General features: G+C 58.9%; 11 protein-coding genes and 1 pseudogene. 5 read left to right on the forward strand and 7 right to left on the reverse strand.

All coding sequences use genetic code 11. The features are described 5' to 3' along the window. The first annotated feature begins 75 nt into the window (after nt 1–75). Nucleotides 76–1,236, forward strand: a complete 1,161-nt coding sequence (locus DA792_RS13280) for a hypothetical protein (protein WP_107720354.1) — start codon at nt 76–78, stop codon at nt 1,234–1,236. A 4-nt stretch (nt 1,237–1,240) separates the two neighbouring features. On the opposite strand, the gene DA792_RS13285 is transcribed toward DA792_RS13280, so the two are convergent. Next, nucleotides 1,241–1,990: a class I SAM-dependent methyltransferase gene (locus DA792_RS13285; RefSeq protein WP_107720355.1), complete on the reverse strand. Its 750-nt coding sequence runs from the start codon at nt 1,988–1,990 to the stop codon at nt 1,241–1,243. Nucleotides 1,991–2,052: 62 nt separating this feature from the next. Here DA792_RS13285 and gloB point away from each other — a divergent pair, with 62 nt between their 5' ends. From gloB to DA792_RS13300, 3 genes and pseudogenes are all read left to right on the forward strand, one after another. Continuing rightward, a complete protein-coding gene (gloB, locus tag DA792_RS13290; RefSeq protein ID WP_107720356.1) occupies nt 2,053–2,832 on the forward strand; it encodes a hydroxyacylglutathione hydrolase in 780 nt (259 codons plus the stop codon). A 238-nt stretch (nt 2,833–3,070) separates the two neighbouring features. Further along, nucleotides 3,071–5,403: pseudogene (clpA, locus tag DA792_RS13295) on the forward strand (ATP-dependent Clp protease ATP-binding subunit ClpA). Between the two features lie 89 nt (nt 5,404–5,492). Then, complete coding sequence (locus DA792_RS13300; protein WP_107720358.1) at nt 5,493–6,464, forward strand: M23 family metallopeptidase; 972 nt, start codon at nt 5,493–5,495, stop codon at nt 6,462–6,464. A 5-nt stretch (nt 6,465–6,469) separates the two neighbouring features. Here DA792_RS13300 and DA792_RS13305 read toward each other — a convergent pair whose 3' ends face one another. The 3 genes from DA792_RS13305 to DA792_RS13315 form a co-directional block, all read right to left on the reverse strand. Next, nucleotides 6,470–8,113, reverse strand: a complete 1,644-nt coding sequence (locus tag DA792_RS13305; RefSeq protein ID WP_107720359.1) for a peptidoglycan -binding protein — start codon at nt 8,111–8,113, stop codon at nt 6,470–6,472. A 1-nt stretch (nt 8,114) separates the two neighbouring features. Further along, nucleotides 8,115–9,296, reverse strand: a complete 1,182-nt coding sequence (locus tag DA792_RS13310; protein WP_107720360.1) for a biopolymer transporter ExbB — start codon at nt 9,294–9,296, stop codon at nt 8,115–8,117. Between the two features lie 85 nt (nt 9,297–9,381). Next, complete coding sequence (locus tag DA792_RS13315) at nt 9,382–9,939, reverse strand: gamma-glutamylcyclotransferase (RefSeq protein WP_107720361.1); 558 nt, start codon at nt 9,937–9,939, stop codon at nt 9,382–9,384. Nucleotides 9,940–10,055: 116 nt separating this feature from the next. Here DA792_RS13315 and DA792_RS13320 point away from each other — a divergent pair, with 116 nt between their 5' ends. Continuing rightward, entirely contained in the window at nt 10,056–11,057 is a 1,002-nt protein-coding gene (locus tag DA792_RS13320) for a DUF2125 domain-containing protein (RefSeq protein ID WP_107720362.1), read from the forward strand. Nucleotides 11,058–11,060: 3 nt separating this feature from the next. On the opposite strand, the gene DA792_RS13325 is transcribed toward DA792_RS13320, so the two are convergent. From DA792_RS13325 to hisC, 3 genes are read right to left on the reverse strand one after another with little or no spacing between them, the layout of a single operon-like run. After that, nucleotides 11,061–11,825, reverse strand: coding sequence for an extensin-like domain-containing protein (locus DA792_RS13325; RefSeq protein ID WP_254679247.1), 765 nt, complete (start codon nt 11,823–11,825; stop codon nt 11,061–11,063). After that, a complete protein-coding gene (locus DA792_RS13330) occupies nt 11,822–12,745 on the reverse strand; it encodes a prephenate/arogenate dehydrogenase family protein (RefSeq protein ID WP_107720363.1) in 924 nt (307 codons plus the stop codon). Before DA792_RS13330 ends, DA792_RS13325 begins: the two co-directional genes overlap by 4 nt. Further along, complete coding sequence (hisC, locus tag DA792_RS13335) at nt 12,742–13,830, reverse strand: histidinol-phosphate transaminase (RefSeq protein WP_107720364.1); 1,089 nt, start codon at nt 13,828–13,830, stop codon at nt 12,742–12,744. Before hisC ends, DA792_RS13330 begins: the two co-directional genes overlap by 4 nt. Between the last annotated feature and the right edge of the window lie 144 nt (nt 13,831–13,974).

Raw genomic sequence — 13,974 nt, forward strand, 5'->3', positions numbered from 1 at the left:
CTGTGTCAGTTTTAAGACAAGGCGTGGCCCAGCGATGGGACAGGTTATGAATACGATTTTAAGAGGAATGCCGATATGTTGGGGCTGATTTTAATGGGATTGGTCGGCTCCTATGCGACCTATTCGATTGTCGAAAACCTACTGGATGACGACAACGGACATGACGGCTCTGACGATGAGGCGGGTACGCCTGATGACACCTCCGGCGAGGACGGTGACCTTTTGGAGGACGATGAGGAGACGGATGAGGACACCGATTGGGAGTGGTCCGAGGATCACCTCATCACTGAGGACACCACACTGTCGCTGAGCCAAGACGAGTTGGACGTGCTGCTCGCACAGTCTGCCACCGGCGATGTCCCGCTTTTGACCTTAGAGGGCAACGCCACACTGACCATCGACGTGGAGGGTGAAACCGCGGGGTATCTTCACGCCGTCAGCTATACGAAAATCATCGAAGGCACGGATGGCGCGGAGGATGTGTCCGAAGTGCACACCATGCTCGTGTGGAGCGAGAGTGCCGACGCCCCCGAATTGCTCGGGGATGAAACTGCGCCGGGCCCCAATCCTGACGACACATTCTACACAGACCAAGACCTCAGCTCCGAGGAGCTCATCGGTGACACCGGCACCGTTCTGATGGACGTCAAACTCTATTCCGCCACAAGCGAGTTCCTTGATTACTCCGACACAGGCCCTGCGACCACTGGCCCCTATGCGGTGCAGGATGCGGGCCGTCTTGTGCTGGAAGACACCGATTTTGACACATTTTCGGCGGCACTGAACGATCCGAGCTATCTCGCTGATACAACCTACGCGATGGATTGGGCCTCGGAGCCAACCAACAGCAGCTCCGATGGCGCTTACACACTGACCAGTGCCGACATCACCTATCTGACCGAGACAGACGATACGATCGCCATCGACCAATTCCCCGGTGGGGTCTTTCATCTTGATATCTCGGGTGAGGTCGACGGCTATTTCCATGCCGTACAGAGTGAAACAATCAACGCGGACGGATCACAGTCCTTTATGACCGACATCTATCTCACTGACACCGCAGATGTGCCAAGCGACTTTGAGGCGCTTGATCCAATCTTATCGGTCAGCGGCGGCTTTACTGAACTGCACCCACTCCATGATGGGGTCTTCTTTTCCTATCTCGCTGAGGTCAATTTGGACGCAGACAGCTTTGCCTCCGTCACCACATCCGTCATCGACAACAGACCCTCTTGAGCGCTCAGACCGGCTTCGCCTCTGGCACAGGTCGCAACCCCTCCAACACCCGGCTGGGGCGGCGGACAGCTTCGGGTGTGCCTGATCCGGTTTGGGCGTAGACCTGTTTTGACACTTCGACCATCAACACGCCCCCCGCCAAGGCGGTGGAGACACGTCGCCCGACCCGTTCCCACACCGGCCCCCAGCGCAGCCAAAAGCGTTTGTGCGAGGGCGGTTGAAACAACACGGCGGCGTGACGTTCGGGGATGAACCCGGCTTGGCGCAATTGGCTTTCGAGTTGCCCCAACGAATAAGGCCGCCCATAGCCAAAGGGCGTGCTGTCTGAGCGCGACCAAAGCCCGCCCCGGTTTGGCACCACAAACAACGCCCGCCCACCGGGGCCAAGCACCCGCCAACATTCTGCCAGCAAAGGCAGAGGATTATCCGATGTTTCCAACCCGTGCATCACCACCAATTTGTCGGCGAACCCGGTCTGGATCGGCCAACGCGTTTCGGGGCAGAGCGCCGACACATTGGGCAGGCCTGCGGGCCAATGCATCACCCCCTGTTGATCCGGCATCAGGGCCACAACCCGGCGCGCATCCTCTAAAAAGGGCCGCAACAAAGGTGCTGCAAAGCCAAACCCCGCCACAGTCTGGCGCGAGGCATCGGGCCAAAATTCCACAACCTGAGTGCGGATTGCCCGCTGTGCTGCGCGCCCCAATCCGGTCCGGTAGTAAAAATTTCTAAGCTCAACAACGTCGAGATGCATTGCAATCGGTAGCCTTGCGCCAAATGTTAAAGGAACAATGACCCAAAGCCGGAGAAAATGCTATGGCCGATGAGACAGACATCGAGATCGTCACTGTCGCAGCCCTGTCTGACAATTACGATTTCCTCGTTCATGATCCGATCAGTGGTCGCACCGCTTTGGTCGACGCCGCCGATCCGGCACCGATTTTGGCGGCACTGGCTGAACGCGGTTGGAGTTTGGACGAGATTTGGCTGACCCATCATCATTGGGACCACATCGACGGCACAGCCGCACTGGTTGAGGCCACGGGCGCGCAGGTGACGGGGGCGAAAGCCGACCAACACCGCCTGCCGCCTTTGACCCGCGTGGTGGAACCGGGGCAGAGTTTCGAATTTGCCGGACATCAGGTCAATGTCTTGGCCGCCGATGGGCACACCGTCGGCCACATCGCCTACCATATGCCCGCGGCCAAGGCGCTTTTCACCGCGGATAGCCTGATGGCACTCGGCTGTGGTCGCTTGTTTGAGGGCACACCCGCGCAGATGTGGGACACGCTCAGCCGCTTTATGGCCCTGCCTGATGAGACAGTGATTTATTCCGGCCATGAATACACCGCCGCCAATGCCAGATTTGCCAAAACAATCGAGCCCGACAACGCGGCCCTCACCGCGCGGATCAACGACATCGAAAGCGCGCGGGCGAAAGGTCAGCCCACCGTGCCCTCACTTTTGTCCCTGGAGCGCGCCACCAACCCGTTTCTGCGCGCGGGACTTGCCACGGTGAAAGCCCATCTTGCATTGACCGGGGCCTCCGATCTCGACGCGTTTACCGAGATCCGCGCCCGAAAGGACCAGTTCTAAGTCTGCAATCTCCTTGCAATCCCTCCGCACTGTCATACATGTTTAAGAGATAAAGAGGGAAATCTGCGCACCAAACCGCCCAAATCTTGATGCCTCACAAAAAAATTGAGGTGTTAACCACTTTTTTCCTTGAAGCGCGCGCGTTTCAATCGAACTTTAAGAGTATGAGGCCACGGTTATGGTTGCGGGGCCATGAAACGTCCCCCTCCAGACCCCGAAAGCAAGGAGCACAAAAGACGTGCCGTCATTTTCGAACACCCTTGAGCAAGCCATCCATGCAGCCTTGGCGCTGGCAAACGCCCGCCGCCATGAACTTGCGACCCTGGAACACCTATTGCTGGCCCTGATCGACGAGCCCGACGCGGCGCGTGTCATGCAGGCCTGCAATGTTGAGCTCGAGGAGTTGCGAAAGACCCTGCTGGATTACATAGAAGACGATCTTTCAACACTCGTGACCGATGTTGAGGGCTCTGAGGCGGTGCCTACGGCCTCCTTCCAACGCGTGATCCAACGTGCCGCCATTCACGTTCAATCCTCGGGTCGCACCGAGGTTACCGGCGCCAATGTGCTGGTCGCGATCTTTGCCGAACGCGAATCGAACGCCGCCTATTTCCTGCAAGAACAGGATATGACGCGCTATGATGCGGTGAATTTCATTGCCCATGGCGTGGCCAAAGACCCCGCCTTTGGTGAGGCGCGCCCGATCACCGGCTCCGAAGAGCATGAGGATGAGGGCACCACGTCATCGCATCAGCCCAGCGGTGAGGATAAAGAATCCGCGCTGGCCAAATACTGTGTCGATCTCAACAAAAAGGCGATGAAAGGCGATGTTGATCCGCTGATCGGCCGCGCCCATGAGGTTGAGCGCTGTATTCAGGTGCTCTGCCGTCGCCGCAAAAACAATCCGCTTTTGGTCGGTGATCCCGGCGTTGGCAAAACCGCCATTGCCGAAGGCCTTGCCAAAAAGATTGTCGATGGCGAAACCCCGGAAATCTTGGCACATTCGACGATTTATTCGCTCGACATGGGCGCGCTTTTGGCCGGGACGCGCTATCGCGGTGATTTTGAGGAACGCCTGAAAGCGGTCGTTAAAGAACTCGAAGATCACCCTGACGCCGTCTTGTTCATCGACGAGATTCACACGGTGATTGGCGCTGGTGCCACATCCGGCGGGGCGATGGACGCCTCCAACCTGTTGAAACCCGCGCTTGCGGGTGGCAAATTACGGTGCATGGGCTCCACAACCTATAAAGAGTTCCGTCAGCATTTTGAAAAAGACCGGGCTCTGGCGCGGCGCTTTCAAAAAATCGACGTCAATGAACCGACTGTGGATGATGCGATCAAAATCCTTCAGGGCCTCAAACCCTATTTCGAGGAACATCACGACATCCGCTATACCCATGATGCGATCAAGGCTGCGGTCGAACTGTCCGCGCGCTATATCCATGACCGCAAATTGCCGGACAAAGCCATCGACGTGATCGACGAGGCAGGTGCCGCGCAACATCTGGTGGCCGAAAGCCGTCGCCGCAAAACCATCGGCACCAAAGAGATCGAAGCGGTTGTGGCGAAAATCGCCCGCATCCCGCCGAAAAACGTCTCGAAAGACGATGCCGAGGTGCTCAAAGACTTGGAGGCCACCCTCAAACGCGTTGTCTTCGGTCAGGACAGAGCAATCGAAACCCTGTCTTCGGCAATCAAATTGGCGCGTGCGGGTCTGCGTGAGCCTGAGAAGCCGATTGGCAACTATCTGTTCGCGGGGCCTACGGGCGTCGGCAAAACCGAGGTGGCGAAACAGTTGGCCGACAGTCTTGGCGTTGAATTGCTGCGGTTTGACATGTCTGAGTATATGGAAAAACACGCGGTCTCCCGCCTCATTGGCGCGCCTCCGGGCTATGTCGGCTTTGACCAAGGCGGCATGTTGACCGATGGCGTCGATCAGCATCCGCATTGTGTGCTTTTGCTCGATGAGATGGAAAAGGCCCACCCTGACGTCTACAACATCCTCTTGCAGGTGATGGACAACGGCAAGCTGACCGATCACAACGGCCGCACCGTCGATTTCCGCAATGTGATCTTGATCATGACCTCGAACGCGGGGGCCACTGAACAAGCGAAAGAGGCCATCGGTTTTGGTCGTGATCGTCGGACGGGCGAAGATACGGCAGCGATTGAACGGACCTTTACGCCAGAATTCCGCAACCGTCTTGACGCCGTGGTGTCCTTTGCGCCGCTGCCGAAAGAGGTCATCATGCAGGTGGTAGAGAAATTCGTGCTGCAACTTGAGGCCCAGCTTATGGACCGCAATGTGCATATCGAACTCACCCGCAAAGCGGCGGAATGGCTCGCCGACAAAGGTTATGACGACAAAATGGGGGCGCGTCCGCTGGGTCGCGTGATCCAAGAGTACATCAAAAAGCCGCTGGCCGAAGAGTTGCTGTTTGGCAAACTCGCCAAAGGTGGCGTGGTCAAGGTCGGCGTCAAAGATGGCCAGATCGAACTGCGTGTCGAACAACCCGACGCCCCGCGCATCGGACGGCAGAAAAAGCCCCCCTGCTCACTGCGGAGTGATCGCAACACTGTTTGAAAAGGCCCCGTCAGAACTTGACGGGGCCTTTTTCACAGGCGAGCCTGTGCGCATATGATTGAGGGATCTCCCGATGCGTTTTGGCCTTATTCTACTCTGTCTGTCCGCCGCCTCCCCCGCATCGGCGCGTGATCCCGTTTTGTCGGTGCCGCTGAATTGCACCTTGGGCCTGGATTGCTACATCCAAAACTATGTCGATGCTGACCCAAGCCCGGGCGCTGCGGATTTCACCTGTGGCACCCTGTCCTACGACGGCCACACCGGCACGGATTTCGCCCTGCCCACCGTGGTTGACATGTGGAACGGCGTCGAAGTTTTGGCCGCAGCGCCCGGCACGGTCACGGCCACCCGTGACGGCATGGACGACTACCCGCAAGGCGTGGAAGCTGCGCCGGATGTGAGCGGCAAGGAATGCGGAAACGGCGTTGTCGTCGATCACGGCGGCGGCTGGAACACGCAATATTGCCATATGATGAACGGGTCCATTCAGGTCAAAAAAGGCCAGCGCGTGACCGCTACGACCGTCTTGGGCAAGGTCGGATTGTCCGGCCAAACCCAATTCCCCCATGTCCATCTGGCCGTGCGTCACGACGGCAAGGTCGTTGACCCGTTCAACCCAGAAGGCGTGATCTCCTGCGGACCAGAGGCGATTTCAAACGGGACGTTGTGGAACGCAGACATGAACTATGTGCCCGGCGGATTGCTGTCCATCGGGGTCAGCACCGAAATGCCGGCGTATGATATGGTCAAAGCGGGCACCGCCGGCAAAGGCCAGTTTTCCACATCCGATCCGGCCTTAGTGGTGTTTGGCTTTGCCTATGGCGGCTTGGCGGGCGACATCATGCGCCTGTCCATTTCCGGCCCCGAAGGCGAACTCGTCGGCTATGACGCCCCCATCGAGAAAGCCCAAGCGCAACTGTTTCGCGGCGCGGGCAAACGGTCCCCCGGCGCATGGCCACCGGGCGGATACCGCGCCATGGTTCAACTGATACGCAACGACCACGTCATTGACCAACGCCAATTCGACTTTGCCATCACCGAATGATCGGCCTAATTCTCCGTCAACTTCAATTCAATCCGCCGGTTTTTCGCCAAGGCGATCGGGCTGTCTCCATAGGCAACGGGTTGGAATTCACCAAATCCCGCCGCGACCAAACGCGATGGCGGAAAGCCCAATTCTTGTGACATGTAGCGCACCACGGACAAGGCCCGCGCCTGCGACAATTCCCAGTTATCGGCATATTCCCCGGTGCCCGAAAGCGGCGTTTTGTCGGTGTGACCATCGACGCGAATAACCCAATCAATCTCGGGTGGGATGTCGGCGGCCACCTCAGAAAGAGTGCGCGTGACGCGGGCAATTTGGTCCTTTCCCCGTGGACCAAGTTCAGCGGAGGCCGGTTCAAACAGCACCTCGGAGCTGAACACAAAACGGTCTCCGACGATCGTGACGCCTTCGCGATCGCCAAGAATTTCACGCAGCCGCCCAAAGAATTCGGAGCGATAATTTTCAAGCTTTTTCGCCTCTTGTTCCAACCGCTTGCGCTCGGCCTCTTCCAAAGCGGCGCGGCGTTTTTCCTCGGCGGCGACCTGCGCCAAGGCGGAGTTGAGACGCGTGGTCAGGCTATCAACCTGTACCTGATTTTCTGTGTCCGCAGCCGTGCGCACATCAAGCGTCGATTGTAGCGAGGACAGTTGTTTGCGCATCTCGGCGATTTGCGCGTTCAAAAGCGCAACTTTGCGCGCCTCCTCAGCGGTTTTCGCCTCCTCGCCAGCAAGCGTTTTTTGCGCCAGCGCCAAAAGTGCTGCCTGTTTGTCCGTGTCGCTCACCTGCGTATCAAGTTGCTCTTTAAGCTGATCGCGCGCGGCCTCGGCCGCCGCCAAAAGGGTTAGCGTTTCCTCGGCATCGCGGCGCACCTCTTCAAGCGCCAGCGTCATCGCCGTCATTTCATCCTGCGACGCCGCCATCCGGTCCTGCAAGGCTTTGAGTGCCGCCGCATCCGCCAAACGCGCCTGTTCAGCCTCTGTCATCTGCGTCTCTGCCGTGTCGGCCCGCGTCACCGCCTCGCCCAGCGCCGCCTCGCGATCCGCCGCCTCCGCTTTCAATTGCGCCACCAAAGCGTCCAAAGCCTCGCGCCGCGCGGCCGCCAAACGCGCTTGTTCGGTGGCCGCGTCAATCTCTTTGCGCGATTGCGCCAAGGCCAGTTGCGCCGCCTCCTGTTCGGAAATCAACGTGGCTTTTGCCGCCTCCAAATCCTCAATCTGCGCGGCCAATTGTGCGCCTTTCGTCAGCGCAGCATCGCGTTCGCTCAACAGGCTTGCGACCTGTGCTTCAAACGAGGCAATCCGCGCCGCTTGCGCGCTGGTCGTGGCCTCAAGCCCGGCGATGGTATCGGCCTGCGCCTCCGCCGTGGCCCGCGCCTCCGACAAGGTCGCGCGCAACGTGCCGATTTGGTCTTCCAATCCAATGCTTTTTTGCTGCTCCAAGCCCAAGGCATTGGCCAAGGCTGTGACTTCAGAAGTCAGCGCATCCAATTCTGTGGCTTGGCCTGAAATCTCGTCGCGCAGCATGGATTGCACGACCATGAAGATCGTCAAAACGAACATCAACACCAGCAAAAGCGCGGTCATCGCGTCAACAAAGCCGGGCCAGATTGACCCTGACATGCGGTGGGAGGACCGGCGCAACCCTGCCATTCTACTGCCCCTGTTCGCCGAGCGCGCGTAGGGTGCTGGTCAGAGTGGCAATTTCGCCGCGCAGTTCCGCAAGGCTTTCTTGGCGCCCGGCGGAAAGTTCTTCGAGGATGCGCAACAGTTGCACATCTATCGAGCGCAGGCGCATCCGGCTTTCGGCGTCAAAGGTCTCATCGCCCGCCTCGCGATGTGAAAGCACATCAATCAGGCGTTCTTGACCCTCTGCCACGCGCATCAACATTTTGTCCGTCGGCGTCTCCGCCCCTATGCGCGCGACCATTTGGTCCACCGTGCCGGCCAAGTCACCGATCCGCGCCTCAAGGGCCGCACGCGATCCGTCCGATTGCACGAACAAATCTTGCAGCGCCTCCATCTGTTGGCTCATCTGATCCAACACCACCGCAGCCGCCGACATGTCGCCGCCCTCACCATCAGAGGCGGAAAAGCCGATCCGAGTGATGGTCGAGAGCCATTCTTCCAACTCGCGAAAGAACCGATTTTGGCCATGCGAGGCAAAGAGTTCGAGCATCCCGACCACAAGCGAACCCGCGAGCCCCAAAAGCGAAGAGGCAAAGGCCGTGCCCATGCCGCCCAACTGGCCCTCAAGCCCGCCCATCAATTTGCTCAAAACGTCGGTTGCATCCTCGCCCTCTTTTGGCGTGAGCGAACGGATGGTGTCGACAAGTGCCGGGACCGTGGTGGCGAGGCCATAAAACGTCCCGAGAAGGCCAAGGAAAATCAGAAGGTTGGCAATATATCGCGTGATGTCGCGCGCCTCGTCAATCCGGGTCGCAACGGAATCAAGGATCGAACGGGCTGAGGTGGACGAGATTTGCGTGCGCGCGGTGCGATCCCTCAAAAGCGCGGCCAAAGGCGCCAAAAGGCGCGGCGCATGTTTGCCCGGAACATTCGGGCGCTGACCGGAAAACCGTTCGATCCAATTGACCGAGGCGACCAGTTGAACCACTTGCCAAAAACAGGCGAAAATGCCGATGACAAAGACAAAGGCGATGAAGCCGTTGAGATAGAGGTTGGCAAAAAACACCGGGCCGACCCGGGGCAGCGCCACATAGAACCCAAATCCCACCAACCCAAGCACGATGATCATCATGGTGATCTGACGTACCGGTTGAGAGAAAAACTTTTGCTCGGCTGCGCGCGGAAGCCTTTGATCTGGTTGGCCCATTGACCTTGTCCTGACCTGTCATTGCCTGTCATGGCCACGATAGGCGAGGAACTGTGACCTGCCAACACGCAATCGCGTGTGTGGGCTACGGCGGTGAGATTTGGCGCACCATTTCGGCCAATTGCGTCAGATCCGCATCCTCCATACCCAGTTCGGCCAAATGAAGCGCGGTATTGAACAGGTATTCCGCGTTCGGCCCACGTCCGCCGATGGCGCGGGCGATGATTTCGGCTTGGCGCGTGAGCGGGAGAGGCCCGGTGTATTGGACATGATCAGGATCGACAACATAGGCCAGAGACGGAACTTCACGCCCATCCGACAGGGTTAACATCACCCGGCGTTCCAAATAGGCCGAAGACACCAATTCACGCTCGCGCAAATAGGCGAGTGTGGCGGCGGCATGATCGCGACTAACATGAAAGGCCAAGCCGCGACAGGAGGCGCGATCTTCCAAGTCCAGAGCCAAAACAAGCCCCGGTTCCTCAGGCGTGCCCCGGTGATGGATAGACCACATGCAAAAGCTGCGGGCATAGCCCAAAAGGGTCGCGGGCACCCGCTCCGCAAAGGCAAAATCCGGATTCCACATCAATGAGCCGTAGCCAAAGACCCAAAACCCTTCTTCTAAATCGTGATCCAACGTCATCCTGCTTTCCCGTCTAAGGCCTTTTCCAAGGCACCGAGGCCCGTTAAACACGGGCTGAAACGGAATGCAAAGGGTCGGGCACATGGTGCGCCAACCCCGCCGCGAAAGGGCAACACATGCGCAAACTCATCTGGCTCGTCGTGATCATTGGGCTGGCCTATTCCGGCTATTGGTTTATCGGCGCGAAGGGCACAGAAAAGGCAATTGCGGGATGGGCCTCCGCGCGCGCCTCTGAGGGCTGGCAGGCCGACTATAGTGACATTGCTACGCACGGATTTCCGCTGCGGTTTGACACCACCATCACCGAGCCGCGCTTTGCCGATCCACGCACAGGTGTGGCCTTTTCAACGCCGCAGTTTGACATCCTGAGCCAAAGCCACCGCCCGACCCGCATTCGCGCGCAGGTCGCACAAACGGCCACATTGGCCACGCCGCTGCAACGGATGGAGATCACACAAGAGGTGGCCGAGGCGGAATTGTTTGTCGAACCGGGACCGAGCCTGACCTTGGATCATGCCTCCGCCACGCTCAACGGCTTTGCCGTGACCTCCAATTTGGGCTGGGGCGTGACACTTGAAACCGGGCGTTTCAACACCCAACGTGACAGCTCCAACCCCCTCAAACATGAAATTTCCCTCACCGCACAGGGGCTGACCCCGTCACAAGGCCTGATGACATCGCTCGATCCAAAAGGGCTTTTGTCGCATCAATTTGAGCAGCTTGAGCTGAGCATGACGACCACATTCAACGGAGCGTGGGACATTCATGCCCTCGAAGGCCCACGCCCACAGCCGACCCATATTGACCTGACCAGCCTCACCGCGAAATGGGGCAAATTGGATTTGCGCATGACCGGGGCCTTTGATGTGGATGCCCGCGGCTATCCGGTGGGCAAAGTCGCAATCAAGGCTCAGAATTGGCGCGAGATGATCGAAATCGCCATATCGACCGGCATGATCCCGCAAAATATGAGCACCCTCGCGCTGCGCGCAGGCGAGATGCTGGCCGGACTTTCGGGACGCAAAGACACGATTGATGCGGAGCTGACGCTGAAAGACGGGATGATCACCTTGGGCTTTATCCCACTGGGCCCAGCCCCGCGCCTGAGAATCCGGTAAAGGTCAGCGGCAATAGCTTCCGGCGCGATAGCGCGCCGTGTCGAAATGAAAGTGATCGCGGTGATACCGATCTGACTCGGGCCCCAAGACGGTGCCAAACGGTCCGCAGGCCGTGCCGTGCAACTTGCGTAGCAGTTTGCCATCCACCCGCTGATCCCAGCCGGTGAGCACGCTCAAGGATTTGCCGTTGCGCAGCGTGAGGGCCGAAATGTCGATGGCGTGGCCTTTACCATGTTCCGAGATTTTCGCACCGCTTTGGTTGTTGCGGGGCCGACAGGCATAACTGGCAGCGACTTTCAGCTCGGCAAGCCCGCCACCAAGCCGCCCAATCGTAGGTTTCGCGCCGTTCTCGACCCAAGAGCGAAGCGTTTTGGCGGTGGTGCAATCAACAATCGCCGGGGTGGACAGGCGCACGCCCGCGACCTCGGTGATCTCAACAGGCTCGGAAATACCACAACCTGCCTTGCCCCGGATCGCACTGATGGTCCGGCCCCGGATGTCGCTCACGCCACAGACCGACCCCTTTTTGCCATAGCTCAGCTGTGCCGCCTGCCCGTTTTGAGACCGCAGTTTCGGACGGGGTTTGGGGAGAGGTGAGGCGAAATATGCCGTAGGGGAGGCCTCAGCCGTAACCGCAGCAACGCGAGCTAAAGGAGCGGTGGTTCCGGGCCGCGGCAAGGGAATGGGCGAACGGTCCATCTGCGCCCAGATTGGCCCGGCAATACAGGCCGAGGCCAACGCAAGCGTTATGCCCGCCCGTGCCCTCATGTGCCTTTTTTGGCGCGTCCAAAATCCGGGGCGTCCGTGTCCTGACCCGCCTCGATGATGCCGCGACGAATGGCGCGGGTGCGCGTGAAATAGTCGTGCAAATGATCGCCGTCGCCGGTGCGGATCGCGCGTTGCAGCGCAAACAATTCTTCGGTGAAGCGCCCCAGAATTTCCAAGGATGCCTCTTTGTTGGTCATAAACACATCGCGCCACATGGTCGGATCTGAGGCGGCGATCCGGGTGAAATCGCGAAAACCCGCAGCGGAGAATTTGATCACCTCCTGATCGGTGACACGGCGCAAATCATCGGCCACGCCGACCATCGTGTAGGCGATCAGGTGCGGCACATGGCTGACCACGGCACAGACGATGTCGTGGTGTTCCGGGTCCATCCGCTCGACGTTGGAGCCAAGCGCGCGCCAAAAGCGTTCAAGCTTTTCGACCTCCGCCTCATCCGCGCCCTCAGGCGGCACGATCAGGCACCAACGATTGTCGAACAGTTCCGCAAAGCCAGAACGGGGCCCCGAATGTTCGGTCCCAGCCATCGGGTGCGTGCCGATGAAATGCACGCCTTCGGGTATGTGCGGCAACACGGCTTCAAGCACGGATTTTTTGACCGAGCCCACATCGGTGACAACCGCGCCAGGTTTCAGCACATGTTCGATCTCGGCCATCACCGCGCCCATCGCGCCCACCGGCACGGCCAGCACGATCAAATCGGCGTCTTTCACGGCCTCAAACGCACTGTCACAGACCCGATCAACAAGGTTGATCTCGGCGGCGATGTTGCGCGTGGCTTGCGAGCGGGCAAAGCCGGTGATCTCACCCGCCACACCGGCGCGGCGCATCGCCAAGGACATCGAGCCCGCAATCAGTCCCAACCCGATCAGGGCGACCCGGTTATAAAGCACCGTGCTCACTTTTTCTGTTCCCGAAACTGGCCGATCACATGCGCGACCCGGCGACAAGACGCCTCATCTCCCACGGTGATGCGCAAACAATTTGGCAAGCCATAGCCCGCCACCCGGCGCACGATGATGCCGTTTTGTTTGAGAAAATCATCACAGGCTTCGGCCTCGGCCTGATCCAAGAACCGCGCGAGGATGAAGTTGGCGCAGGACGTGTCAGAGGGCACCCCCAGTTCCATCAACGCCTCGGCCAACCACGCTCGCAAACGGGTGTTGTCCTCGCGGCATTTTTCGACCCAGTCGCGGTCTTTCACGGCGGCTTCGGCGGCGGCCAATTGCGGCTCTGACAGGTTAAACGGACCGCGCACCCGGTTCAGCACGTCGATGATGTCTTTCGGGCCATAGCCCCAACCAATGCGCACGCCACCAAGACCGTAAATCTTGGAGAATGTCCGCGTCATCACAACATTGTCGCGCGCCTCAACAAGGGCGGCACCGCCATCAAAGCCTTCGACAAATTCGGCATAGGCCCCATCCAGCACCAAAATTGCTTGGCTTGGAAGATTGGCGGCAAGACGAGAAATGTCACGTTGGCCGATCATCGTGCCGGTCGGGTTCGCCGGATTGGCGATGAACACCAATTTGGTGGTCTCATTGCAGGCCGCCAGAATGGCATCAACATCGACCACACGTTCGCGTTCGGCCACACAAACCGGGGTCGCCCCCGCTGCCAGCGCCGAGATTTTATACATCGAGAACCCGTGTTCGGTATAAATCACCTCGTCCCCCACGCCCGCATAGGCTTGGCATAAAAAGGTGATGATCTCATCCGAACCGACGCCGCAAATGATGCGCTCGGGATCAAGCCCGTGCACATCGCCAATCGCTTTGCGCAAGGGGAAGTGATCGGTATTGGGATAGCGATGCAACGTGTGCGCAGCCTTGGCAAAAGCTGCTTTTGCACTTTCTGGCGCGCCGAACGGGTTTTCGTTCGACGACAGCTTGATCACATTCTCTACGCCGGCCACATGGCTTGTCCCGCTCTGATAGAGCGTGATGTCAAGGATGCCGGGCTGCGGTTCGATCAAACGGGTCATAGGTCCACTCGCGTTGAATTACCTGCCTCTCTTAGCGCCGCTTTTCACCTAAGGCCAGACAGATGAACACCCAAGCCCGTGCTGTTGCTCACACGCGTCGGTTTTTCGCACCCAACGCACAGGCCCCCCGTCGCATGTCAGGTG

The sequence above is a fragment of the Celeribacter baekdonensis genome (assembly GCF_003047105.1).
GTDB lineage: Bacteria > Pseudomonadota > Alphaproteobacteria > Rhodobacterales > Rhodobacteraceae > Celeribacter > Celeribacter baekdonensis_B.

Excerpts from the sequence above, each read along its gene's own strand:
- gloB (WP_107720356.1), top strand. The coding sequence starts at position 2,053 with ATGGCCGATGAGACAGACATCGAGATCGTCACTGTCGCAGCCCTGTCT.
- DA792_RS13310 (WP_107720360.1), bottom strand. The coding sequence starts at position 9,296 with ATGGGCCAACCAGATCAAAGGCTTCCGCGCGCAGCCGAGCAAAAGTTT.
- DA792_RS13285 (WP_107720355.1), bottom strand. The coding sequence starts at position 1,990 with ATGCATCTCGACGTTGTTGAGCTTAGAAATTTTTACTACCGGACCGGA.
- hisC (WP_107720364.1), bottom strand. The coding sequence starts at position 13,830 with ATGACCCGTTTGATCGAACCGCAGCCCGGCATCCTTGACATCACGCTC.
- DA792_RS13280 (WP_107720354.1), top strand. The coding sequence starts at position 76 with ATGTTGGGGCTGATTTTAATGGGATTGGTCGGCTCCTATGCGACCTAT.
- DA792_RS13325 (WP_254679247.1), bottom strand. The coding sequence starts at position 11,825 with ATGAGGGCACGGGCGGGCATAACGCTTGCGTTGGCCTCGGCCTGTATT.
- DA792_RS13300 (WP_107720358.1), top strand. The coding sequence starts at position 5,493 with ATGCGTTTTGGCCTTATTCTACTCTGTCTGTCCGCCGCCTCCCCCGCA.
- DA792_RS13315 (WP_107720361.1), bottom strand. The coding sequence starts at position 9,939 with ATGACGTTGGATCACGATTTAGAAGAAGGGTTTTGGGTCTTTGGCTAC.
- DA792_RS13320 (WP_107720362.1), top strand. The coding sequence starts at position 10,056 with ATGCGCAAACTCATCTGGCTCGTCGTGATCATTGGGCTGGCCTATTCC.
- DA792_RS13305 (WP_107720359.1), bottom strand. The coding sequence starts at position 8,113 with ATGGCAGGGTTGCGCCGGTCCTCCCACCGCATGTCAGGGTCAATCTGG.